Genomic DNA, 24,943 nt, shown 5'->3' on the forward strand with positions numbered 1-24,943 from the left:
GTGCGTCCTATCCGATTTTTGCTAACCCCCGCCTGAATGGAACGGGCAGGTTTATCAGCCCGAACGCTACTAAAATAGGACAGGAACCAGGCGCAAAAGTCTTGGGTAAGCTTTGGGGTTTTACCTGATTTTTAATATATCAATCAATTTTAATATAGGTATAAATTTTATTGTTGTAATACATATCCTTCACCCGCTGCGATTTTGAATCAATGGAGTTTAGGTATACCAGCTTCAAATGAATAAGGGGCTTTCCGGATTTTTTATCAACATCAAAATCGATTAGGTGTTTCTGGTATCCAAATTCATCAGATTGGTATAGTTTATATAAGCTTTCCAACGTGTTTCCATTGGTTACGCGAAACAAATGTTTCTTCCCACTAATGTTTTCAGATTTTAAATTTTCTTTATAAATTTCAACCATACCGTCTTCATAGAATTTGTAGAATGATTTGCCAGTAGACAGAAGTTTCCATGTGCCTAATAGCCTTTTATCGATTACACCTACCTGTTTTAAGTGAGATTCTAATTGATTAAAAGCATTGATTTTTTCTTTGGTCTCTGATATTCGCTTATTTTGTTTTCTTATAGAGTCTTTAACATACGATTGATACCGAAGCAATATGTTATTCATTTCGGTGTGTACCTCTGTTAACTGATCCATGGATAGATTATTTTTATTTAAAATCAAATTCTGGTAAATAGTTTTAAGTTCCGGATCCTCAGGTAATTTTTTTAGAATATCTTTTATTTCTTCCAACACCCTTTGTTGTTCCGCCACTTGAATCTTTTCGTACATACCGGTATCCAATTCGGTGACCACTATATTATTATTTCCAAAGTCTTGTACTTCTTTAATAAGCCCAATCCCCTTAGCAAAATAAACGTCTTGAACATATGAATATTCACCAACGAGGGCACCTCCTTCTATCAGAACTTCCTTTTTAATATGGTATACATTTTTAAATACGCTACCAAGCACTTCAAGAGTTAGATTTTTATCTAATAAGGTTCGTGTAACTTTTGTTTGATTCCCGTGCATAAATTTAGTCTCTGTCCAACTTTCACCTATTTTATTATTAGGTTTAATTTCGGTGGGTAAATAAAAATCCCCGGTATTCACCATACCCACTTCGAAAATAGGAATGGCATTTACATCTACAACCTTGGTAATATCCTGAGAATACCCAACAACTTGTCTATTAAAACTGTAAATGCCGGTTCCCAATATTAAACTGTTGGAATCGCAATTAACATAAAGAACTTGATTCACCTCGGGTACGTAGCCATTAACATATACCTGATATGCCCTATAGGTTTTACCTTCAATCTTGACATTACCTTGATAAATATATCTGAATTCTTTCTTACTCTTATCATATTTGGATGAATTGAAATAGGTAAAGGTTATGTCTTCTTCCTTTGGAAAAAAATCACATCCCGAAATAGTTTGAGCATTACAAATGCACCCAAAAATTCCAATTAGAAATAGTATGAAACCGTGCTTTTTCATAATGTTTATTTATTAGAAATGATCTTTAAATACAGTATGGCTTTCAGGGATATCTGAAAAAGTTCCCGAAGAAGACCATATATCAAGGGCGAAAAATAAGTGAGGGCAAGAACACTTAGAAAACTCCCGAGTCCACCGGTAAAGGAATTCGTCCCAGCAATGATAGCGGCAATGATCCCAACCGGGTAGATGATGACAATTATAGCATCAAAAATGCTGATAAACCACGTGTACAGTGGGAAGTCGGAAGATAAAACGCTTTCTTCAGAATCATCTGCATCAGTATTTGATAGATGCGCTAGGGCATTTTTGTAAATTTTCAAGGGCAGGGTAAAGGGCTTAATTATAATCAGCTCCAATACTTTTATAAGCACTTTTACGACATCGATCTCTTGTAAATGAATGAGCTCTTTTGTTTCCATAATGTGATTGTTTTGGTTGTTTTAAATTTGTATAAATAATAAGGCTGGTTTTTATTCCAAACAATATTTACCCATAAAGCCTCCACCGTCCAGGCAACCATCTTCCGTGATGGTAAGGAGTTGTGTTTGACCAGCTGCCATTAACTTAAGCTTGCCATCTTCTACCGTGTAATCTACTTCGGAGGGACTTCCCATAAATACCAATTCCGCTTTACCACCAGATTTTATAGTAATCGATTGAAAATGTCCCCTTCCCGATGAGGTGTAGGTGCCACATTTCACTTCGGTATTGCAACATTGCCACAATAAAAGTGCTGATCCCAGGATAAATAATCTCTTAAATGTTTTCATAGTTTTAGATTTTAATTATTGACTATTTCTTATTGTATTTCTATTGACTATTTCTCACTGTATTTCCCATAATAAACCGCCATCCAAACAACCATTTGCATCAATACTGAGTTACTGTGTCCTAATATGAATGGTTCTAAAAAGATGAGCTTAATCAGTTTTATGGTATATGGATTATCGTATTTGATACCTAAAGCTAATCTGTAATTCTCGCATGGACAATGACAGATTATTAATTGCCTTAATCCACTTATGTTCTGCAGGAAATTGAAGAATAACTGTGAAAATTCCCTTAACTTTCAGAGTGCAACCTTATCTACTATTTGATAAAATATGCCAATGTGCTAAATAATATAGGCTAGGGTTATAACCCATTGTGGAAATTTAATGAGACATTGGGGTACTACGTAAAAGCGTTATATATTTACCGGAATATTGACCATATGGTCCTGATTGTTCCTTCATTGAGCAGTAAAGACACTATTTACGGGAAGCAATAGCATATTCCAAAAAAAATACAAATAAAACATCCATCATAAATTCACTTTATCAAATTCAAAATTATGATCAATAGAAAATTTTTTCTGCTCTTGTTTTTAGTGTTAGGTTCACTAACTCTAACCGCACAAGATTGCTTTAGTCCTGATACAAAAGAGACCAACACTGAACTTGGAAAAATTCCGGGAGAAACCATGGGGCAGAAACTTGAAAGTTTGCTCTTTTGGTCGCAAGAGGAAAAAGAACACCGTTTTCCTATCATGCACGATATCTTTCCGAGCATTCCAATTCCTACCGGCAATCACAGCGTTTCCTTGAAAGAGCTTAAAAACATAGCTCCTATATGGGAAGACGAAACGACATTGGCTTCCTATATGGACGACAATAATGTAAAAGGGGTGATCGTAATAAAAGACCATCAAATCAGAGTGGAACAATATGCCGATGGAATCCATCAAGAGACCTTATGGACGTCCTTTTCCGTAGCGAAATCTGTTTCTTCAATGTTGGTTGGTGTCGCTTTAAAAGAGGGGGCTATTGAGAGCCTGGAGGATCCTTTAAGCAAATATATCGATGAGTTTAAGGGTTCTGATTACGGTCAAGTGACCGTGCGCCAACTGTTGACGATGACATCGGGAATTGATTGGAATGAGGATTATGAAGATCCAAATTCTGATGTTGGGCAAATGTACAAGGCAAATTGTAAAGGTGTCGAGTCTCATATTCTAACCTATATGAAGCCATTGAAATTTAAACATGAGCCTGGAACGCATTGGAACTATAGTACCGGTGAAACAGATTTAGTGGGGATTTTGGTCCAAAAAGCTACAGACTTGAGCTTAGCGGAATATCTCTCTGAAAAGATTTGGAAACCCTTCCAAATGGCCCATTGTGCGTATTGGCTTGCCGATGAATGCAGCAATTTAAATCTAGGCGGAAGTGGGCTTTCGGCGAGCTTAAGAGATTTTGCACGCTTGGGAACGTTAATGTTGGATCATGGAAAGATTGGAAATGAAAATATAATTTCAGAGGCATATATGACAGATTCCACATCCTTATTAAAACAAGTTAATGATGAGGGCGATGGATATGGCTATTTATGGTGGCGTTTTAAAGATGGGAGCTATGGTGCTTTCGGAATTTTTGGCCAGATGGTTTATATCAACCCCCATAAGAATCTTGTGATTGCCCAAATGGCAGCCTGGCCTAAAGCGGGTTCTAAAGAGCTCACTCAAGGAAGGCAGGCTTTTATCGATGCTGTTCTGAGAGTAATTGACTAAAGAGGCAACTTTCTACAATTATGGTCCCCTGTATAAAAATAACGGGAGCATATAGATATAATAAACTAAAATAGGATTCTTGTTCATTTCATTTTAGAACATTGAAACTTCATTGCTATTGGACTTTAAAGGTCTTCTTCCCATATTATTGAAATAGTTGTGATTTCAGATACGCACATCGGAAAAAATCCTACATTTATCAAAAAAAATATAGTGGCTAATGAAAACGAAACTCTCTCTCCTCATGCTCGTTTTTTGTTGTGTTTTCTTGTCTTGTGACAAGCGTGATGATGACTCAACTTCGGTATCAAATTTTTATAAAGGAGCTGATACTTCGGCTTCAGTCGCCGATTTAACGGGGATTTGGGCCATTTTCAATGTGGGGTTTCAAGGAGACGTTGCGGAGGTGCCCGTGACATACCCTGATTGTGGAAGGGATTTTATTATTTTTTCGGAGAATGGGATCTATACGGAATATTTATTTCAGCATAGTGGTTGTGAGTATCAATTGAATAGCCTGAACTGGAGTTTGAACAAGGGTATTATCAATTTGTTTAACGAGTTTGGCCAAAGCGAAGAGCTGGTAATTACCAAATTAAATGCTAACGAGCTTGTGTTCAAAATGAAGCTTGATGTTGATGAGGATGGAACTTTAGACGTTGTAAACGTATTTCTAAAACCATATACACCCAAGGAAATTGATATCGTAACGCCAACTTTTAAAAGGAATCAAGATGCGGCTTTTGACCACCTCTTGAGTTTTTCTTGGCAATCCTATCAAGGTTTTAATGATTTTGAGCGGTATGAGGTTTATCGAAGTGTTGGTGGCAATTGTAACTTTGCCGATGCCGAACTCATCGCAACCATTAGCGAGGTCAATACCACTGTGTTTACGGATTTGACTCCCCCAGCAGAAGCATATTTATGTTACTATCTCAAGGTCTATACTGATCGCGGACTATTGGGCCAGAGTTATGGACATTTTGTCCACACCGAAAATATTCGAGCCCAACCCGTAACGCTTTATAAGCCGGATATTTTAGGTTCGGCCATTCAATTCAATTGGCAAGCCAGTACTGATCCATATTTTTCGCATTATGAATTGGCTTTTTCAAATTTTGGTGGGGGCTACGCCACAGGGCAACAGGTCTATTCGGTGGCTATCATCAATGATCGGGAGGTTACTAAGTATTTGGATGAGCATCCGCCGCTTCTCGAAAATCCATATTATGTGCTGTATGTACATAATATCTTTGGAAACCGGACGGAATTTTACAATTCGCAGGTCACTACATTTCAAGAGGTGCCGTTCAAACGTCCAGAGATTTTAAGTCTATCTCAGGTACAATCCTATACCATTGATCCTGAAAACACCGTCGTTTATTTCTACGGAAAGGAAGGCAGCTCGCGGAATATGAGCCATATCCACCGTTTTAATTACAGCAGCAACCAAACCGAAGCCATATCCAATTTAGGTACTACGTACACTACGAACATTCCTATCAAGTACATTAATTCTGGTTATGGAGGAGAAATTATCGTAGAGCAGGGTTCAGATTTGGCTGTATATGATGCTATGACATTAAAGTATAAATACACTTTAGATTTGAAGATACAGGGTGCGAATGATTTTTCATATTCGTCCTTGGGCTATTGGATTGTTGTGAATAAGGAAAATATCTATACCTATGTCCGTGACAATGCCAATATGAATCTGGTGGATACAAAGCCACATTTTTCAAACTATCAAAATAGCAACCATTACAAGGCTTTTGTCTTGAGAAACAACAACATATTGCTGGGCCATTATAATGAGCCTAATAGTTATCTATATGCCTTGTCTGCCAATGGTACTATGACTCAGGAGCAAATGGTCCCCATTTCAATTAAGGCCAATTGGGAGGGTGATTCGCGGTATAATGCTACAGGGAATTACGTGATCAATTTCTCTGAAAATCGGCTTTATTCAACGGCCAACTTTACGTTAATGGAAAGTTTTGAATCTCCGTATTTTCCATCGGGAACAAGCAAGGATGGTGGGCTGATTTTTGGCTCCAACAATGATCCGGATTGGGAGATTACCCCAGAGAGTATTCATGCGAAGGAAGCGGTTATTTATAACAGACAGACCCAAAAAAGCAGCACCGTTTCAACCATTGGTTACCCACACGTTATTTTTGAAAATGCTTTTGGAGATATTATTTCCATTTCCAGCGGATTGAAAAAGGATGATATCGGTCAAAATATTAATGATGAAGGCGATCTTTTCTTAGAGGTGATTCAATGGCCTTGAGGTTGGGGTATTTAAGTTGGGGCGTTTGCGAAACGTGAGGGGTGCAAAACGCCTGCGCAAACAAATGGACAATTAAAAAATCAATCATCAATTGTCCTTTACGTAGATCTTATTGAATTTATGTTTCATTTCGATATTTCCAAGCATGACTATTTCGGCACCATGAGGAAGTATGGTCTTTGCCGATAGCAAGGTCATGACTTCAGAATTTTCCTTTATGGCAATGACAGATAATCCCGTTTTAGCGCCAATATCAGATTCTGCGAGTGATTTGCCCTCTAATGATTTTGGTATTGGGATGATAAACAGGGTAAAACCTTATCCGGCCATTCTAAGGAACGGTTAATTCTTGGTCTAAGCAAATTGATATTACATCTTCATAAATTTAATCAGGATAGCAAAAGTTTACCAGGTGCAGCAGAATTGATTAAGATTCAATTCATATCTAGTGTGTTGAAAAGTTCCAAACTTGCCCTATTGTTCTTCCTTCTTTGTTATCTTTTACAATGACTTTCCAATAATAGGTTTTATTTGGGGCTAATAGCACCTCAAACGTTTGTACAACTTGGTTTTCAGAAACCAAGGTGGTTGGTGGATTGTTTTCATCAAAATAAATATCGTAGGTCAATGGATCGTCATCAACATCACTCCCCAACCATTCTAATGTCGCAGTGGTAACTTCAATAGAGGCGCTTAATTCGGGTTTTATTAACTGTGGCGCATATGGTAAATAATTAGTTGCGCCATCTCCTTCGGTGTATAAGCTAAATACCTTTGAAAAACCGCTCGACTCATTTTTGCTATCAATAGCTTCGACGCGCCAATAGTAAGCGACTCCTCTTTCCAATGTAAAAGTCATCGTGGTACCAGAAACGGTTGCTGTCTTAGAAATTGAAGTAAATTGATTGTCTTTAGAGATTTCTATCTTATAGGTGATAGCATCGCCATTGCCATCTGATGATGCTTCCCATTTAAACTCCAGTATGTTGTTTACACATAACAAAGTATTGCTTGGGGAAGATAGGGTAGGAATTGTTGGCGCAATATTCTTTGGTAAATCAGGATCCGAATCGCCACCAGTACTACAACCTAAAAATATGGTACAAAATAAAATTGAGAACGCTATTTTTTTCATATTAATTTTTAATGATTTTAATGGTTACTGGTTCTTTTAAATTCGCTTTAATGAAATACACCCCGTCAGGTAGATGATTGATGTCAAGCCTAATCTTACCATTGGATACTTTATACATAGAAGACGAAATTAATTGCGACTGGACCGTATAAATGTCCAATTGTACGTCATGATTCAAAACAGGTAATGTCAATTCGAAACCTCCAGAGGTTGGGTTTGGATAGGCGTACAGGCGATAGGCACCGTCCATTATTTTAGACAATTCGCCCTCACAATTTTTACTGGTTTTTACTTGGATCAAATCACCAATAGCAGCTTCTACCTCAATAGATTTCGAAGCTGTTGTCAAAACAACTTGACCATTTCTTGATACCGTGTATGGCGCAGATCCTTTATCTATGGCAATGGAAAGTTGACCCGGCTTTGTCGAAGAGGTTTTGCCTAAAATGGTAGAACTTTCGGGCAGTAATACTGAGAAGCATTGCTCAAAGTGCTCTGTAGGAATTGAGATGCACAAAGTGTAGCTTCCAGGAGGCAGGTTATCTATTGTTACATCTGACGAAAACAGGTATTCCACACCATTGAGATGAGCACTATAGTCATGAGTTTCATTTGCGGAGATGATAATTTGGGCATTATTACTCTCGGGACAAGTTTCGCCAATGATTTGAATAGTAAAATTATCAGCAGGAATTGCAATGCAGCCATTGGCATTAACCTTAGTGTTTTGAGAAGTATTTGGACATTGGTCTAAATTATTCATGACCCCATCATTGTCATCATCTTTTTGACTTTCAGAACAGCCATTTTGATCTACAGTTTCTCCTTCTGGTGTTTCAGGGCAACTGTCGTTAGCATTAACAACACCGTCATTGTCATCATCAAGTTGGTCATTGGAGCATCCATCGGAATTAACAGATTCACCCGATGGGGTATTTGGGCACTGATCTATATTGTTTGTAATGCCATCATTATCATCATCCAATTGACTTGCTGAACAGCCCGCTGAATTAACAGCTTCGCCTTCCGGTGTATCAGGGCAAGTATCGTTATTGTTGATGACTCCATCTTGGTCATCATCTGCAATTTGGGCTTCGGAACAGCCATCTTGGTTTACACTTTCGCCCATTGGTGTATTAGGACAGTGATCGAGGTTGTTCATAACACCATCGCTGTCATCGTCAGTTTCGCTTTCGGAGCAGCCTATTGAAAGTTCTTCTTTATTGTTGCAGCCTGTATCATTTCCGCCTATATATAACCGTCCATTCTTTATTAAATGAGCGCAGACAGAATAAATACTGCAATTACTCAATAAAGGACTTTTCTGAATGGTAATGCTTTCTTCTACCGATGTGATATTATTTAAAGCATTAATATTGTTCAATAGCGGATTGGTAATGATGGATAAATCATTTAATGCAGAGGATACCTTTTCCAAACCGTTAAAATTTAATAGATTGAGAGAGTGTGTCACAGATAAACGGTTGGTGATGCTTTCTAAATTGTTGAAATCTGAAAAATCACTCAATCCTATATTACTAATATCGAGTTCAGCAACAGACTTCAAATTGTTAAATCCTGATAGATCCGTTAATAGGGGATGGCCTGTAAATTTTAAAATGCCATCAATTGCAGTCATACTATTAAATCCAGTAATGGATTCCAGAGCATTATTGCTATAAAAACCTAAACCTATGCCGAAATTAGCACCCAACCTCATTGATTTTAGACTGTTAAAACCGCTGATTGTTTTGAGTTTTATGTTTCCTGCAATTTGGGACCAATTTTCAATGCTCTCTAATTTTTTAAACCCGTCTAAAATTGTTAATTCTCCATTGTAATTTATAGTTATCGGACCATGGATAGATATAAGATTATTGTATCCATTCAATTCTTTTATACCGTTGGCGTTTAATTTGAAATCGCCACAAGTATTTAAATTGTTGAACCCATTTAAATATTCAAGATTGGTATTATTTTCGATGGTAAAAGGACCTCCCACGTTTTCAAGATTGTTAAAACCTGTCAAGTTTTTTAGCCCACTGTCATCAATGGTAAACGCCCCAGTGGCCTTAAGTTTATTAAATCCTGATATATCCGTCATATTAGAATTCCAAATATAAAAGCTGCTGGTCATGGATTCCAGCGCATGAAAGGCATTGACATCAGCGGTTCCTGTATTACTCGTGATCATTAAATAGCCATCGATGGATTTTAAATGGTTAAATCCACTAAAATCTTCAATGGCATTAGTGCTGAATTTTACGTGACCTCCTATAATCTCTAACGAGTTAAATCCTGATAGTTCACTTAAAGTCCGGTTATTATCCATGGTTAGTCCAGTGCTTATTTGATGCAGCACATTGAACCCAGTGATTTTCGCTAAAACACCGTTGTTTTCAATTGAAAGATCTCCTGTTACCATATCCAAAGCATTAAAACCGTCTATGGATGCTAACTTATTATTATGTGAGAAATTTATATTATTAACAGTCTTTAGAACATTGAATCCGTCAATGGTTAGTAATGAACTCTGTTTGATAGTTAAGTTATCCTTTATGGTTTGTAGATTCTCAAACTGGCTTATGCTAGTTAAGTTAGGATTATCAATAAAATATAAGGCTCCTATAGTATTAAGATGGTCAAAGCCACTGATTGTAATGAGTTGGCTATTTCCATGTGCAGAGAACCAGCTTTCAACAGATTTTAGCTGTTCAAAACCATTGATGCTTGTTAAAGCCCGGTTTTCATAGAAAGACAAAACATTCCCTATGGTCTCCAATTTTTGAAATCCAAAGACGCTGTTGATACCATTTCCTCTAAACTCCAAGGAGCCTCCAATAGTGTTTAATTCGGCAAAGCCACCAATCGTTGAAGGATCGTTATACGAGAACTTAATATCTCCCGAAACAGTTTGCAAAGCATCCATAGCATTTAAGGACATGAGCTTGTGGCTCCTGATAATACTGATGTTCCCTATAATGGTTGTTAAATTACCAAATCCGTTAACTGAGGCTAAATTTTCATTTTCATTTATCGTAAGGGTCCCGGATATGGATGTTAAAAGGTCAAAACCCTGAACATCCAATAAGGCATAATTCCCTGATATTGAAAGTCCACCTTTAATAGTCAATAGATTTTCAAAGCCTGTGATATGTTCACTTCTATTGTTGTAGAAATTAAGGCCTCCACCAATTGCTGTTAATGCTGGAAGCCCTTCAATAGATGCGACACTATTGGACGTGAAGTTCAAGCTGCCATGTACTGTTTTTAAAGCGACGAGCCCTTTTAAAGCTGTCAGATCGCCATTGTTGCTTATGTTGAAATTTGCGCCTATTTCGATCAATTTATTAAAGCCACTGATGGGTTGCATTTTTATATTATTTCGAAAGTTGAAATCTGCAGAGATAGATTCTATATTGTTAAAGCCTTCAAAATTAATAAGCTCGTAATTTTGGGATAGGGTAAAGTTGTTGCCTATAAATGTAAGATTATTGAAACCGTTAATAGACGTACACCTATTATAGTCAAACTCTATGGAGCCTCCAACAGATGTCAATTCCGTAAACCCGTTAATGGAAACAAGATTATTATGTGTGAATCTTAGGTCGCCTTCGATTTCTTTCAATGTTGCTAAACCTGCTAAATCTGTAGTTTCTTTTAGAGAATTAAGGGTCAGAGTACCTTTTATTGTCGTAATGTTCGATAAACCATTTAAATTTTCTACGTCATAATAGCTGTTGCTGCTACTACTGTTGATGGTGATGTTACCATCAATTTCCTTGCAATTAGGATATTTTATTTTAATTGAATCAACTTGATGTTGTTTATAAAGATTCAAATTCCCTGTTGGGCATTGCGAAAACACAACATTGACCATTAAAATAAGAAAAGCGGTGTAGTAGTTTTTCATTCTCTATTGGGTTTAATGAGGAACATAAGTAAGAAGGGTTTTGATTGCATTTAATTGAATATGGTAGTAAACGATTCTCCCATCCGCCCATCTTGTGTTCGGAAGGAGATGGTTTTCTCGGTTGGTAAACGGCCAAAATGACTTGGAAAAAAATAGCGATAATCGAGAATTAATGAAATTTCAGTTTTGCTGCTATTTAAAGTATAATCGTAATTGCCGGATTTCTTTACTATAAAAATAGAGCCGTTGGATGGGATGGTGATTATTTCAGTTAAATTCTCTCCAGTGATGACCAATACATCGTTCCATGAATAGGATGTTTGATTTAGGGATACGAACTTTGGAGCATTTTCTGCTAAGATGTCTATTACGATGTCAGATAGAACATCAGAATGATCCGTTCGAAACCCAATTCTATAGTTTTTATGGGTGGGAATATTTTCGGGAATTTTGGTATAAAAATTAAAGACGGTAATATGCGCATTTTGTTCATAACTTGAGCTATCGGTCATTGGTAAGCTGTACTTATTAGTTCCGTCAAATAAATAGAGCTCTGCACCTGGAAGGTTCGGATCTAAAAAATTACCTGTAATAAATAAACTGGCTCGCGTAAATAAAAGTATCGGTCGTGATGACATATTGGAAATGGTTGGAGCATTAACCATAACGTCATAGACGCTGATATCTCCATTTTCGGCAGTCACGGTATACTTTACTGGCGTTTCAAAATTTTGAGGTATCGAAGGGTCTGGAGAAATGGTAGCGTGTTCTGATATCGTAATTATTGGGCTCAATGCAGTTCTATCAAAAGAACCAGAATTGAATGTTATGGATAGGTCATCGTGATTGATATTTGCTTCAATAGTCTCATTATTGATAACTGTTGAAAATGTCAGTATTTTGCTCTCCACGCCAATAGGCCTATTGTATATGATAATTTTATACATGCTGGACTCTCCATTCTCAGCAATGACCTGGTATACTACCTCATTATTAAAATCTTGACTTTCGTTTTCCGATGGAGACAGGGTCGCTTTGTTTGAATATTGAACGATTGGTTTTAATGAAGAGAGTTCTGCGCCCACAAGATCAAAGGATATGGTTTTCTCCATTTGGTCTATAGTTCCATTAACAATTTCGCCATTTATAGAAAGTGCAAATGACGTGATGGAGTTCTCAGAACTTAATACGATAGGTTCATTATCTTTTGAACAAGAAACCAATATTAAACAGGTGTAGATAAGGGCCAAATAGTTTTTCATTATACTTTTATTTTTAGAATTATTTTAATGTATCGCTCCCTCCATATTTCAGTATTCAATTCTTGCAAAAAAGGGAGAATTGGTAAATGAAAATCTTTGCTCAGCACCTTTTGATTGCTTTGTTGTAGCACTAATTGACTTATCCAACTATTGTCATGGCTGGAAAAGATCTATTCTACTGTTGATTTATGGATTCTTATTTAAAACATGATTGTACTTAGGAGGGAGGGTGCTAATATAGTTAAAATACTGAATAGTCTGGATTTTTTATAATAAATCAAAATGATATTCCCTGCGATGCATATTTTATAGTAGCATCCATCAGCCATGGCACAATTATAAGGTTAGGGAGTGTACTACATGGTGTTATTTTTTAATAATTTTTATGCCCCATTGCCTTTCCTTAATAGCAGTTTTAAAATAACATGATTCTATTGATTAAAGGCATCTAAAAAAGTGCTAAAATTAGAGTGAGAGTTTAGTTTTGTTAGTTGCTGCTTTTTCATGGATGTTCAAAATCTGACATCTTGAAGGATAAAGGGAGCTGATTTCAAATTAAAAATGATGTTATTTAAATCTCTTCTATTTTGACACATAATCTTAGTTATTTAGATTCAATCTCAACGACAAATTGTGGCAACACAATTATTATGAACATATGATTCGAAATGAATAACCGTACCACATTATCAACAATCCCGCAAAATGGTGAGATGATAAATTTCACACATTATAATCAGGGGTTTTTACAAATCGCCCATACGGTAGCGATCATAAATTGTCCTTTACGTAGATCTTATTGAATTTATGTTTCATTTCGATGTTTCCAAGCATGACTATTTCGGCACCATGAGGAAGTATGGTCTGTGACGATAGCAAGGTCATGACTTCAGAGTTTTCTTTTATGGCAATGACCGATAATCCTGTTTTAGCGCCAATATTGGATTCTGCAAGTGACTTACCTTCTAATGATTTTGGTATTGGGATGATAAACAAGGTGAAACCCTCCCCAAGAACGGTTAGTTCCTGGCCTTTAGAAATCGACAAAACGGCTTCTGAGCCTAAAGTAGAGTAGCTCAAAACAAAATTAGCACCTGCTTTTTGAATAATATCAACATTTCGAGCTTCGGAAATACGGCTCACTATCCTAACATCCTTGTTCAATTGACGACAATAGGAGGCAAGATAAATGTTCATGGTGTCGTCATGGGTAGACAGTAATACAGAAGGAGCTTCAAGAATTCCTGCCTTTTTTAGCAATTGATAATCGGAGGCATCACCGGAATATACCTTATTGCAATATGGTTTTACTTTTTTGCAGACCTCGGGATCTTTGTCCACGACATTGACTAATACGCCATTTTTATGAAGAGATTTTGCGGCCGCCAATCCTACTCTTCCCGCACCAATTAGCAATACGGGATGCGGGTTTACGGTGTAATCATGGAAGAGTTCATCAATGTTTTTGAGTTGTTCTTTGTGTCCTATGATGACTAAAATGCTTTCCTGTGTAAGTGTTTCGCTACCGGTTATAGGTTGCAATCGGCCTCGCTCCCAAATGCCTACAATACTAACCCCGAATCTTTGTCTTAAATCCGTTTCCCGGATACGTTTTGACACCAAAGGGGTGTTGTAGATTGGTAGTTCTGCGATCAATAGATCTTCATATTGACCTATGGCATGAGACTCGGCATGTTGCGTGTTTACCCTATTGGCCAATTGTTCGCCCAGCCATTTCTTTACGGGCAACACATGATCTGCGCCGCTAAGTTGCTGCACATCTACCGATTCAATGAGAGTGGCTATGGCAACAATCGGAACGGCTGCTGAAATTTCTCGAATGGTAAGTATGATTTTGGTATTTAAAAAGTCATCTCTATTGATCAAAACCAGTTTTGCATCCTTAATATTGGCCAGGATAAAAGTTTTCTGGTCATCCAATTCTCCAAGCAATACAGGAACATTGTCATCATGATGTTTGATCGCCTTTTCAATATCGTTTTCAATGATATAATAAGGAGTATTCTCCTGCTCCAATCGCTCAGCCATATCTCTTGCTATAACATCATAAGAACATATTAAGATGTGATTTTTTGTTCCAGTAGGCACCTGACGAGGCACCTTGTTTTTCTTTTTCGACTCCAAAAGTGGGATATAAAAGTGCCTGATAAAGGCAAAAGGCAATACAATCATTAACATGAAAATACCGGAAAGCAATACGACAATACTGAAAAAGCGACCGAGATCGGATGCAAATGTGATATCTCCAAAACCAAGGGTGCTCATAACCGTGAGGGTCCAATAGAAACCTGTAACCCAAGAGTGATCTTGGCCTTCTGACGCCATTATAAAATGAAAAAGAACAGAATAAATGATAATGACAATTGCCAAGAGGGCTAAATATTTAAGCAAGACCCTGGAGTTTCTCTTGAAGTCTTTGTCTCTCATATAATAGGCTAACTGACTACCGATAAATTTCATATTCTGTTTGTTTTATAATGGCTGCAATTTGGTCAATTCATCCCTTAATCTATGCAATTTAATTCATGTTTTGCTGTTTGATTAAGAAGTTTTTCAAATATAATATTCTAAAGGTCCAAGAGAGTATCTTTTCAAGAAAAAAGAAGGTCACTCGTTTAAGCAATCCAACGATATATAATCAAAACGAAGTGCAAAGCTTCGATTGGAGTTATTGCAAGATTATTTTAATTTTTGAAATCTGAAAATATTTATAAAATAGAGCCGCGATTATAAAAAGTGACTGTATTTTTACTCATGACGCATTATTCGTAAGCAACCAGTACATTTAAATAGAACTTCATTATGGCCCATTTTATATCAAAATTTATAGTGATCGGATGTGTTTTTTTATGGATAGGCTCCTGTAAAACGGAACATTCAAAACTGGATCAACAAATGGAAACTGATTCCCATGTAACAAATGATAGTTGGGAGGATCATAAGTTCTCTATGTTTATCCATTGGGGTCTTTATTCGATTCCTGCAGGGGTTTGGAATGGTCAGCAAATCACAGGCTACAGTGAGCAAATAAAAGGACACGCAAAAATTCCAACAGAAGACTATAGGAAGTTGGCCGCCCAATTTGATCCCATTCACTGGGATGCGGATGCGGTTGCCCTTTTGGCTAAACAAGCGGGGATGAAATCTATAGTTTTAACCGCTAAACATCATGACGGTTTCTGCCTGTTCGATTCTAAATACACAACTTATGATGTTGTTGATGCTACGCCGTATAAAAAAGATATCGTTAAAGAATTGGCGGAAGCCTCTAAACGCCACAATCTTAAATTTGGGGTGTATTTTTCTCTCATTGACTGGGATTATGAGGGAGCGCTGCCCTTTGAATCTGTTGATAATTCGGACGCCATCCCACCGTTACATCACCAATATAACTTGAATCAGATTGAAGAATTATTGACCAATTATGGTGACATCTCTGAAATTTGGTTTGATATGGGGTCTCCAACTTATGATCAAAGTAATGAAATGGCAACACTGGTCAAAAAACTACAACCCAATTGTATGATCAGTGGGAGAATTTGGAATGACCAGGGCGATTTTGTGGTTATGGGCGACAATAAGCAACCTGATTTTAAAATGGGAGTGCCATGGCAAACGCCGGCATCCATGTTCAATGAAACTTGGAGTTACCGCTCTTGGCAGGAGCGAGGAAAAGTTGCGGATAAAGTGGCTGAGAAGATCAATGATTTGCTTAAAGTAGTAAGCGCGGGAGGAAATTATTTATTAAATATTGGACCCAAAGGAGATGGCACAGTGATTCCGTTTGAAAAGCAAGTGCTTGCGGGTATTGGGGAATGGCTGGACAAAAATGGCGAATCTATTTATGGAACACGAGGGACAGCTATACAAGAACAAGATTGGGGAATGATTACCAACAAGCCTGGAAAATTATATCTTCATATCATCAATTATCCAGATAACAACAAGTTAACTATTGAGGGCTTAGACTTAAAGGTCAAGAGAGCTTATCCACTATCCGACAGTTCTATGTCGTTAGGAAGTGAAATGACGGACACAGGTTATGAAATTGATTTGACAGATGAAATCGTCAGAGATCCATACGCTACGACCATTGTCCTTGAATATGAAAATGAATTATCGATTACGCCGATTAATGTTATAAAAGCAAATGAACATCAAGAAATACTTCTGACCACGGCCAATGCCGAGAAATACCATAGCTATAGTGGACATGATTATTATTCGACTAAGGCGACGGTAATTAAAATGAAATGGTATATGAGCAATGAATCAAAAGAACCGTCGCAGGTGAAAGTCGTATTTGCTGCTGAGAAAAACAATAGCTATAAACTCGTTATAAACAATGAAGAACATACAATTTCCACATTAGGCTCAGATCATCATCGAGACAGCAATTTATACGTGCTGACCATCCCTTCTATAAATCTGGATGTAGAAAAATTAAATGAAATAGAATTGAGTTTGGTGGATCAGTCCAATCCGCATCAAGGATTGGCAATTGAAGAACTGGAAATTATTATAAGATAAAATGGAGAATCACTTCATCTTATTTTGTTCGGAAGTAGCGAGTTTTAGTTAAATCCATTCATAGCTGCAATCGTGCCCACCCATACGATGACGCAAGAAATAAATATTCCAATGGAGTTTGCCAAAAAAGCTTTTTTGCGTTCTAGGCCAAAAAGATAGCCAGCAATGGTTCCCGCGTAAACTCCAGTTCCAGGAAGCGGAATCAGCACAAAGATCATAAGGCCCCAAAAGCCATATTTTTTCACATTGTTCCCAGCACCTACTTTAGCGCGTCTCGCTACAAAAATCGCTGCTTTCTTGTAGTAATACCATCTTATAAAGTAGCGATTGATAACATCAAGAAAGAAGGTCATGATAGGAAACACCATCACATTTGCTAGAAAGCAAAAAAGGAAAACCAAATAAATATTTATTCCATTTAAAAGCGCATAAGGAATCCCCACTTTAGCTTCTCCTAAAGGTGAAATACTCCATAGCATGGCAATAAATAAGTCAGAATACATCTTTTTTGAAATTTGATTTTGCAAAAATAACTCATTTTGGGAAGTCTATACTGTAGATATCTATTAAAATTTAGCTAAAAAACAGTGCTTTAGATAAAAATATCGTCTTTAAAGGATTGTAAATGTTTCTTCTTTTAAGATAAATATTAGAAGAGTGACAAGAAAATCATTTGACGATTGTAATTGCCAAATAGGAGTGATTTGTCATTTTTTTGGATATAAAATATATCTCACATAATTACAAAAGATTAAAATGATTTGGTTTAGACAAAACCTATGGAGATTATTTTTAATCCGTTTTATCTGGAATTTGAGCCATGGCGTGTTCGGCAATGGCGGTTATCGACAATGACGGATTGACACCGGGGTTGGCTGAAATCATCGCGCCATCGATGACAAACAGATCTTGATATCCAAAAACTCTGTTGTTCTTATCAATGACCCCTGTTTTGTGATCTTTTCCCATAACAGCACCACCCAAGATATGGGCGGTTGAAGGTATTCCCGCCAGTGTTTCTAAGGCAAAGGAGGTGCTTACGCCGTTAATGGCACTTTGGTAGGCTTTTACAAGTTTTATAGATTCTGGGATAAATGGCGTTGGAGCCAAACCGGTGCTTACTGTTGAAGTCATTTGCCCAAAAATATTGCGTTTGAATTTTAAAGTGCTGTCCAAAGTTTGCATAAAAAGCAAGACGACCGTGTTTTTGGCCCAGCCGTTCACAAAATATATTTTAAAATAATCGACAGGATTTCTTAGGAATTTAGCCAATATTTTAAACAGACGAGAAATGACATTCGAACCAGTGACGTATGGTAAGTGCACCAATTTCCATGCGTTGGAACCTTCTCCATATCTGCAAATTTCAAGATGACTGTTTTCATCCGTATTCAGAATACTGCCGATAGCTATTCCTTTTGAATAGTTTTTGTCTTTGTCAAGTCCAGAAACACTGACCAAGGTTTCATTATTACTGCGGATGTCTTCGCCCAATTTATCCGATAAATTGGGAAGTGATTTGTTTTTGAGTTTGAGTAATAATTTTACCGTACCCAAAACGCCACCCGAGAATATGACCCCTTTTACTTTTATCCTTTGATGTTTTTTGAAGAATGTGGTGCTGCTTCTTAAATAAACTTCATAGCCTTGAGAACCGTCGGCGGCACTGATGGGTCGTACATCATAGACTTCGTTTTCGGCCAAGATCTCCGCGCCGATTTTTTGGGCCAAGTAAAGGTAGTTTTTATCTAGCGTGTTTTTAGCATTATAGCGGCAACCCGTCATACAGGCCCCGCAAAAATTACATCCAGAACGCTCGGGTCCTTCACCGTTAAAATAAGGGTCTTTTTGCGTTTGGTTCGGGATTCCGAAAAAAACGGCGACACGGGTGGCGTCAAATCTATCCGCAATGCCTAAATCTTCCGACATTTTTTTGAGTCCCAAATCGCCATCAAACAATGTTGGGTTTTTCGTCGCACCCAACATCCGTAAAGCTTCCTTGTAATACGGCTTCAACTCGTTTTCCCAATCGTTTAGGTCTCTCCAACTTCCAGATTTAAAAAAAGCCGATTTTGGAGTGGGTAAGGTGTTGGCATAGACCAAAGAGCCGCCCCCAACGCCAGTCCCCGAAATGATGGCAATGTGTTTGAAAACTGAAAGTTTCATGATGCCAAAAAAACGTAGACCAGGCATCCATAGCCATTTTCTGAAGTTCCAATTGGTTTTGGGGAAATCATTGGCCTTGAACCATTTTCCTTTTTCGACCACTAAAACTTTGTAGCCTTTTTGGGATAATCTTAAGGCACTCACCGACCCTCCAAAACCACTGCCTACTATAATATAATCGTATTTCATTTTAATTTTCCGTTGTGGGGTTTACATGAGTTGTCTTGAACACGAATTTAGTGAAAATAAGTCGGCAGTTGACAAATTGTAAAATGAGCAGTTGTTGTTTTGTAATTAGATTAAATTAAGGTGTTTTTGATTTCGAGGGTTTGTGAAAATTATTCCTATAGTCAGAAAAACCTCTTTTATCCTAAAGATAATATGGGATAATTGGTATATTTAGCTAGCTATAAAGAATAATTAACATCATGAAAACTCTTATCAAAAATGGATTATTTTTTTCTGGAATGCCAGATGAAAAAGCAATCAAACAGGATATGTTGATTGACGACGAGGGGCGCATTTTGGAGATAGGTTTAAACAATTCGTTTTCTGAAGAGGGTTTCAACATAATTGATGCGGAAGGGCAATGGATTGTTCCTGGATTTGTCGATTCGCATACCCACTATGATGCTGAACTTCTTGCCTCTCCCGGACTTAAAGAATCGGCTCGGCACGGCGTTACCACCATCATTTTGGGAAGTTGTTCGGTTTCGGCGGTATATAATTCGGCGGAAGACACTGCAGATTCATTTACCAGGGTTGAAGCGATTCCAAGAGATGTCATGTTGCCCTTGTTGGAAAAGGAGAAAATTTGGAACACACCAAAGGAATGGAAGGCATATATTAGCCAACTGCCTCTAGGAATCAATATCGCTTCGTTTATAGGGCACTCCGATATACGTATGAAAGCGATGGGAATCAAACGTTCTCTAACCGATAATGAATCGGCTACACCTCAAGAAAGGGAAATGATGCTGGACATGTTGAACGACGCCTTAGACGAAGGTTTTATCGGGTTATCTACCATGGATAATCCTTGGGATAGAATGGACGGTGATAGATATTGGTCCCATAAAACGCCCTCTTTTTACGCTTCCTGGAAAGAGAGGAAAAGCTTGATCAATCTACTACGAGGACGGGATGCAATTCTCCAAGGCGCTCCCAATCTGGTCACTCGGATCAATGCGCTCAATTATATGTTGGCAAGTGCCGGTATTTTTCGAAAACCGCTAAAAACGACCATGATTGCCATGATGGATCTCATTGGAGACCGGTATATTTATCCAATGGTGGCATTCGGTTCCAAAGCCATAAATAGTTTGGGAAATGCAAATTTCAGAATGCAATCGCCGCCATGCCCATTTACCGTGTATTACGATGGTGTGGATTCGGTCATGTTCGAGGAATTCCCCAGTGGAGAGGCCTTGAGACATCTGGCCAAAGAATTGGACCAAAGAAACGAACTCATAAATGACAGTCAGTTTAGAGAGAATTTCAAAAAAGAAATAAAGAAAAAATTTGCACCAAAAGTCTGGCATAAGGACTTGAGTAAAGCGGTCATCATCGATTGTCCTGACGCTAGTTTAATTGGTAAAAATTTCTATGAAATTGCCGAAGAAAACCATAAGCATCCGGTAGATGAGTTTTTAGATACCATCATAAAATATGACAAAAAAATTAGGTGGACCACGACAATCGCCAATGATAGAAAGGAGAAGTATAAAAACCTTTATAATTTCAAGTACAATTTGATCAGTTTTTCAGATGCCGGCGCCCATCTCAATAATATGGCGTTCTACAATTTTCCATTAAAAATGATTAAAATCGTACAAGATTCCATAGATAAAGGGAATCCGATCATGACGATTGAAAAATGTATTTGGCGACTTTCTAAGGAGCAAGCCGATTGGTTTGATCTGGATTGTGGCTATTTGGCCAAAGGAAAAATGGCCGACTTAGTGATTTTAGATCCTAAACATTTTAAAAACATCACGGAAAATGTTGAAATTGAGCCGATAAAGGAATTTGATAATTATGACAGATTGGTCAATAAAAATGAAGGCGTCGTCTCAAGAGTTATGGTTGGAGGGAAAACAATTTTCGAAAACGAAGCATTCGTAGAAAATTATGGGAAAATAGAAAAGTACGGACGATTTTTAGAGAAAGTTGGACAAAGAAATAAACACTTACAAAAAGCGGTATCATTATAATGAACACAAATCAACAATCCATTCCAAACTATGAGGCAAAACCAACTCGCTATACTGATATGACGTATCGACGTTGCGGTAAGAGCGGCATCTTATTGCCAGCGATATCGCTAGGGTTATGGCATAATTTTGGGCATGCCGACGATTTTACAAATGCCAGAAGCATGGTGCGAACCGCGTTTGACTGTGGCATCACACATTTTGATTTAGCCAATAACTACGGCCCGCCTTATGGTTCGGCAGAGGAAACTTTTGGTAGAATCTTAAAAAAGGATTTTAAAAAGTATCGCGATGAGTTGCTCATTTCGAGCAAAGCTGGTTGGGATATGTGGGATGGCCCCTATGGGAATTTGGGTTCTAAAAAATATTTGATTGCGAGTCTCGATCAAAGTTTAAAAAGAATGGGATTGGAGTATGTGGATATCTTTTATCACCATCGTCCTGATCCCGATACGCCTTTAGAGGAAACCATGGGCGCTTTGCATCAAATGGAGCAACAAGGAAAAGCGCTTTATGTGGGCGTGTCCAGTTATCCAGCGGATTTAACCCGACAGGCAAGCGAGATTTTGGAACGAATGGGCACCAAATTATTAATCCATCAGCCACGCTATAATATGATGGATCGCTGGGTGGAAGATGGTTTATTGGATGAACTCGAAAGGCAAGGAGCAGGTGCTATCGCCTTCTCACCTTTGAGCCAAGGCATATTGACTGATAAATATCTGAAGGGAATTCCAGAAGACTCTAGGGCAGGAAAAGACAAAAGATATCTCAAACCTGAGCAGCTTACTAAAGAGAAATTGGAGAACGTGAAACAATTGAATATAATAGCAAAAAGCAGAGGTCAAAGCTTGGCACAAATGGCAATAGCCTGGCTTTTAAGAGATGATCGTATCACTTCAGTCTTGGTGGGTGCGAGTAGTCCTGAGCAAGTATGTGAGAATGTAAAGTCGATTGATAATTTGCATTTTTCAAAGGAAGAATTACAAACTATCGATAGAATATTAAACAATGACAATTAAAACAATAGTCAATAGTTGGTGTACCCATAGTTGCGACTATAACTTACTGACGATCAATTTCTGTATATAAAAGCGGGTCTGACTACGGATCATGTTTATTTAAAATGTATTAAATTCGCAGCTTACAAACTACAAACAATTCTATTTAATACCCTGGTTAGTCCCAACTAAAAAATGAGCAAAAACAAAGAAATTGCAAGTCTCGAAAAAAAACTTAAAGCCGATCTGGATAAGTTTGAATCCGCAAGGATAAAGTGTGGCATCATTGGTAGGAGTGGGGTTGGAAAATCGTCTCTGATTAATGCCATTGTTGGTGAGCATATTGCTGAAGTTGGCGAAGTAGAAACGACCATGGAAGTTGGGAAGCCAATTGAACATAGAGGTTTGAGTTTTTATGATTTGCCGGGATGCTCCACCATCAACTTTCCTAAGGAACGGTATCTTGAAGAATTTAATATCAGCCAGTTTGATTGTGTCATTTTAGTGACTGCCGACCGGTTTTACGAAGATGATCTCTACTTAATAGATGAGCTTTTAAAAATAAAAATGCCGGTCTTTGCGGTTCGGACGAAAATAGACTTCTCAGTTGATCGCGCCTTAAGACGTGATATCTCTGAGGAAGAAACCTATAATACCGTTTTGAATGACCTCGAACAAAATCTTAAGGGGTACCGAATCAAGGGTATTTATTTAACTTCCGCAGACTATCCGCAAGAATATGACTTAGGCCAACTTTTGGATGATGTTTACTCAAGCTTGGGGAGGATCAAGCAACAACGGTTTGTTGCGGATATCAACATCACCAGCCAAAAAATCCTTTCAAAAAAAAAAGAACTCGCAAATAAGATTGTAGGCATGCATGCTGCCTTATCAGCGGTGAATGGTGTCAATCCTATTCCAGGACTTGATGTTGGCGTAGATATATCTTTGCTTACAAGAATGGGGGTTCATGTCAGGGATATTTATTGCCTGGGCGATGAACAACAGCATTTTATAATGGATTTGTTGGATAAAAACAACGCCAAAGTATTGACCGCCAAAGCCCTTCAGTTTAGTGTCAAATATTTGGGAAAAGATGCGATTATGCTTTTGTTGAGAAGAGCAGGAGCAACGGTAGCGGCAAAATCGGCTTCTAAATACTTCCCTTTTATTGGCATAGCCATCTCATCAACGGTTGGCTTTTTCCTGACCTCCACAATAGGTAAGGATATGGTTAAGGATGCCGAGAGCATTGCCACGGAAAATTATAATGCCCTGAAATCACTAAAGATTAAACGGGACTCTTAATTATTTATCAATCAGCACATGTTTTTATGTGCTTTTTCCATCCACTAGCGGTTAAAAATTCATTTGTAATTTTCATATCCTAAAAGGATTGGTTCTTTTGGGAACTATCGTATAGATGTCTAATAGCAATTAAATTTTCAAAACACAGGGTATCAAAATGATGAGCCGTGTAGTTAACTTTTAATAAAATCTGCTTTAACGAGCGGCTTTTTTTATTTCAGAATTAATGATGACATATTCGTTTCATTGCGATGGGAAGTTTGAGCAATTACTCAAATCAATAATAACTAAAAACAAATTACATGAAAAATTTAAAAACACTTAGCATTCTTTTTCTTTCTCTAATAATTATTTCCTGTTCAAGTAATGATGACGATGGCGGTGGAAGTGCTCCAGAAGCAGAGTTTAAGGCCACTATTAAGGGTGGAACTTTTGGCGACAATTATACAGCAACCTTTGGAAGCTATTACACCGATACCAGTGCTGGGATTACTATTGTGATAAATGATGAAAATAATAATTTGATCCGTATTTTTTTAAATGATAAAGGAGGATTTGACAGTGGCGTTAATAAAGTAATCGGGGAGATAGATAATAATGGGTTTTATACTGGTGTCGTCATCAGGGATCAGACCGAAGAAATTTCGTATAATTCTACGGAAGGAAACATTAATTTGCAGGAAAATAAAAAAAATCCAGCATCAGATAGCGGTCGGCTTATTAGTGGAACCTTCAATGTTACGGCAGTTTCCAATACGGCCTCTACTGTGACGATGACGGGCACATTTAAAAACATAGCTTACTAATCAGTTGTTTTAATTCTCAGATATTTAAATATCACTATAAATCAAATTACGTCCAATCAATTTTCTTGCTCAAGAAATTGGATGTATTAAAGTCCGCCTTTATGGGAGGCCACTGAAAAAGCATCTCATTTTTAGTGATTACTTTAAAGAAGCGATAAAATAAACCAAAATTTATTTTATCGCTTCTTTTTTTGGATCTGTTTTGACGAAGCTGATTAGGCTTTACCACAA

18 protein-coding genes are annotated in these 24,943 nt (G+C 37.6%); 7 read left to right on the top strand and 11 right to left on the bottom strand.

The genetic code is table 11. The annotated features are described in order from the left end of the window. Positions 1 to 139: 139 nt before the first annotated feature. From G6N06_RS15405 to G6N06_RS15415, 3 genes are read right to left on the bottom strand one after another with little or no spacing between them, the layout of a single operon-like run. A complete protein-coding gene (locus G6N06_RS15405; RefSeq protein ID WP_163517678.1) occupies positions 140 to 1,513 on the bottom strand; it encodes a hypothetical protein in 1,374 nt (457 codons plus the stop codon). A 5-nt stretch (positions 1,514 to 1,518) separates the two neighbouring features. After that, positions 1,519 to 1,935, bottom strand: a complete 417-nt coding sequence (locus G6N06_RS15410) for a hypothetical protein (RefSeq protein WP_163517679.1) — start codon at positions 1,933 to 1,935, stop codon at positions 1,519 to 1,521. Positions 1,936 to 1,986: 51 nt separating this feature from the next. Then, positions 1,987 to 2,286, bottom strand: coding sequence for a hypothetical protein (locus G6N06_RS15415; protein WP_163517680.1), 300 nt, complete (start codon positions 2,284 to 2,286; stop codon positions 1,987 to 1,989). A gap of 563 nt (positions 2,287 to 2,849) precedes the next feature. On the opposite strand from G6N06_RS15415, the gene G6N06_RS15420 reads away from it, so the two are divergent. Together G6N06_RS15420 and G6N06_RS15425 are read left to right on the top strand one after the other, a co-directional pair. Beyond that, positions 2,850 to 4,064, top strand: a complete 1,215-nt coding sequence (locus G6N06_RS15420) for a serine hydrolase domain-containing protein (protein WP_163517681.1) — start codon at positions 2,850 to 2,852, stop codon at positions 4,062 to 4,064. Positions 4,065 to 4,284: 220 nt separating this feature from the next. After that, positions 4,285 to 6,357, top strand: a complete 2,073-nt coding sequence (locus G6N06_RS15425) for a lipocalin-like domain-containing protein (RefSeq protein ID WP_163517682.1) — start codon at positions 4,285 to 4,287, stop codon at positions 6,355 to 6,357. 87 nt (positions 6,358 to 6,444) lie between these two features. On the opposite strand, the gene G6N06_RS19925 is transcribed toward G6N06_RS15425, so the two are convergent. The 5 genes from G6N06_RS19925 to G6N06_RS15450 form a co-directional block, all read right to left on the bottom strand. Next, positions 6,445 to 6,666, bottom strand: coding sequence for a TrkA C-terminal domain-containing protein (locus tag G6N06_RS19925; protein WP_308469762.1), 222 nt, complete (start codon positions 6,664 to 6,666; stop codon positions 6,445 to 6,447). Positions 6,667 to 6,802: 136 nt separating this feature from the next. Then, positions 6,803 to 7,492 (bottom strand): SusE domain-containing protein, encoded by a 690-nt coding sequence (locus G6N06_RS15435; RefSeq protein WP_163517683.1) that lies wholly within the window; start codon positions 7,490 to 7,492, stop codon positions 6,803 to 6,805. A gap of 1 nt (position 7,493) precedes the next feature. Beyond that, complete coding sequence (locus G6N06_RS15440) at positions 7,494 to 11,405, bottom strand: T9SS type A sorting domain-containing protein (RefSeq protein WP_163517684.1); 3,912 nt, start codon at positions 11,403 to 11,405, stop codon at positions 7,494 to 7,496. Positions 11,406 to 11,455: 50 nt separating this feature from the next. Continuing rightward, entirely contained in the window at positions 11,456 to 12,667 is a 1,212-nt protein-coding gene (locus tag G6N06_RS15445) for an SGBP N-terminal domain-containing protein (protein WP_163517685.1), read from the bottom strand. A 771-nt stretch (positions 12,668 to 13,438) separates the two neighbouring features. Continuing rightward, positions 13,439 to 15,148, bottom strand: a complete 1,710-nt coding sequence (locus tag G6N06_RS15450; RefSeq protein ID WP_163517686.1) for a potassium channel family protein — start codon at positions 15,146 to 15,148, stop codon at positions 13,439 to 13,441. A gap of 435 nt (positions 15,149 to 15,583) precedes the next feature. On the opposite strand from G6N06_RS15450, the gene G6N06_RS15455 reads away from it, so the two are divergent. Beyond that, positions 15,584 to 17,218 carry an alpha-L-fucosidase gene (locus tag G6N06_RS15455; RefSeq protein WP_163517687.1) on the top strand — a complete coding sequence of 545 codons (1,635 nt, stop codon included), beginning with the start codon at positions 15,584 to 15,586 and terminating at the stop codon, positions 17,216 to 17,218. Between the two features lie 44 nt (positions 17,219 to 17,262). Here the strand turns inward: G6N06_RS15455 and G6N06_RS15460 are convergent, their stop codons facing one another. After that, positions 17,263 to 17,721, bottom strand: coding sequence for a COG2426 family protein (locus tag G6N06_RS15460; RefSeq protein WP_163517688.1), 459 nt, complete (start codon positions 17,719 to 17,721; stop codon positions 17,263 to 17,265). Between the two features lie 289 nt (positions 17,722 to 18,010). Further along, on the bottom strand, positions 18,011 to 19,573 hold the full coding sequence (locus tag G6N06_RS15465) for a GMC oxidoreductase (RefSeq protein WP_163517689.1): 1,563 nt from the start codon (positions 19,571 to 19,573) through the stop codon (positions 18,011 to 18,013). A gap of 239 nt (positions 19,574 to 19,812) precedes the next feature. Here G6N06_RS15465 and G6N06_RS15470 point away from each other — a divergent pair, with 239 nt between their 5' ends. The 4 genes from G6N06_RS15470 (at position 19,813) to G6N06_RS15485 (ending at position 24,712) form a co-directional block, all read left to right on the top strand. Next, positions 19,813 to 21,597 carry an N-acyl-D-amino-acid deacylase family protein gene (locus G6N06_RS15470; protein ID WP_163517690.1) on the top strand — a complete coding sequence of 595 codons (1,785 nt, stop codon included), beginning with the start codon at positions 19,813 to 19,815 and terminating at the stop codon, positions 21,595 to 21,597. Then, on the top strand, positions 21,597 to 22,619 hold the full coding sequence (gene mgrA, locus G6N06_RS15475) for an L-glyceraldehyde 3-phosphate reductase (RefSeq protein WP_163517691.1): 1,023 nt from the start codon (positions 21,597 to 21,599) through the stop codon (positions 22,617 to 22,619). Before G6N06_RS15470 ends, mgrA begins: the two co-directional genes overlap by 1 nt. A 174-nt stretch (positions 22,620 to 22,793) precedes the next feature. Beyond that, a complete protein-coding gene (locus tag G6N06_RS15480; RefSeq protein WP_163517692.1) occupies positions 22,794 to 23,906 on the top strand; it encodes a GTPase in 1,113 nt (370 codons plus the stop codon). A 302-nt stretch (positions 23,907 to 24,208) separates the two neighbouring features. Continuing rightward, on the top strand, positions 24,209 to 24,712 hold the full coding sequence (locus G6N06_RS15485) for a hypothetical protein (protein ID WP_163517693.1): 504 nt from the start codon (positions 24,209 to 24,211) through the stop codon (positions 24,710 to 24,712). A 46-nt stretch (positions 24,713 to 24,758) separates the two neighbouring features. On the opposite strand, the gene G6N06_RS19755 is transcribed toward G6N06_RS15485, so the two are convergent. Further along, a partial coding sequence (locus G6N06_RS19755) for a hypothetical protein (RefSeq protein WP_205334784.1) occupies positions 24,759 to 24,943 on the bottom strand: 185 nt, incomplete at its 5' end.

The sequence above is a fragment of the Gelidibacter japonicus genome, from assembly GCF_010725055.1.
Classification (GTDB): domain Bacteria; phylum Bacteroidota; class Bacteroidia; order Flavobacteriales; family Flavobacteriaceae; genus Gelidibacter; species Gelidibacter japonicus.

What these genes read in the sequence shown, in the direction of transcription:
- G6N06_RS15485 (WP_163517693.1), top strand. Translation starts at nt 24,209, where the DNA reads ATGAAAAATTTAAAAACACTTAGCATTCTTTTTCTTTCTCTAATAATT.
- G6N06_RS15405 (WP_163517678.1), bottom strand. Translation starts at nt 1,513, where the DNA reads ATGAAAAAGCACGGTTTCATACTATTTCTAATTGGAATTTTTGGGTGC.
- G6N06_RS15435 (WP_163517683.1), bottom strand. Translation starts at nt 7,492, where the DNA reads ATGAAAAAAATAGCGTTCTCAATTTTATTTTGTACCATATTTTTAGGT.
- G6N06_RS15440 (WP_163517684.1), bottom strand. Translation starts at nt 11,405, where the DNA reads ATGAAAAACTACTACACCGCTTTTCTTATTTTAATGGTCAATGTTGTG.
- G6N06_RS15465 (WP_163517689.1), bottom strand. Translation starts at nt 19,573, where the DNA reads ATGAAATACGATTATATTATAGTAGGCAGTGGTTTTGGAGGGTCGGTG.
- G6N06_RS15410 (WP_163517679.1), bottom strand. Translation starts at nt 1,935, where the DNA reads ATGGAAACAAAAGAGCTCATTCATTTACAAGAGATCGATGTCGTAAAA.
- G6N06_RS15460 (WP_163517688.1), bottom strand. Translation starts at nt 17,721, where the DNA reads ATGTATTCTGACTTATTTATTGCCATGCTATGGAGTATTTCACCTTTA.
- G6N06_RS15470 (WP_163517690.1), top strand. Translation starts at nt 19,813, where the DNA reads ATGAAAACTCTTATCAAAAATGGATTATTTTTTTCTGGAATGCCAGAT.
- G6N06_RS15480 (WP_163517692.1), top strand. Translation starts at nt 22,794, where the DNA reads ATGAGCAAAAACAAAGAAATTGCAAGTCTCGAAAAAAAACTTAAAGCC.
- G6N06_RS15450 (WP_163517686.1), bottom strand. Translation starts at nt 15,148, where the DNA reads ATGAAATTTATCGGTAGTCAGTTAGCCTATTATATGAGAGACAAAGAC.
- G6N06_RS15445 (WP_163517685.1), bottom strand. Translation starts at nt 12,667, where the DNA reads ATGAAAAACTATTTGGCCCTTATCTACACCTGTTTAATATTGGTTTCT.
- mgrA (WP_163517691.1), top strand. Translation starts at nt 21,597, where the DNA reads ATGAACACAAATCAACAATCCATTCCAAACTATGAGGCAAAACCAACT.
- G6N06_RS15455 (WP_163517687.1), top strand. Translation starts at nt 15,584, where the DNA reads ATGGAAACTGATTCCCATGTAACAAATGATAGTTGGGAGGATCATAAG.
- G6N06_RS15420 (WP_163517681.1), top strand. Translation starts at nt 2,850, where the DNA reads ATGATCAATAGAAAATTTTTTCTGCTCTTGTTTTTAGTGTTAGGTTCA.
- G6N06_RS15425 (WP_163517682.1), top strand. Translation starts at nt 4,285, where the DNA reads ATGAAAACGAAACTCTCTCTCCTCATGCTCGTTTTTTGTTGTGTTTTC.
- G6N06_RS15415 (WP_163517680.1), bottom strand. Translation starts at nt 2,286, where the DNA reads ATGAAAACATTTAAGAGATTATTTATCCTGGGATCAGCACTTTTATTG.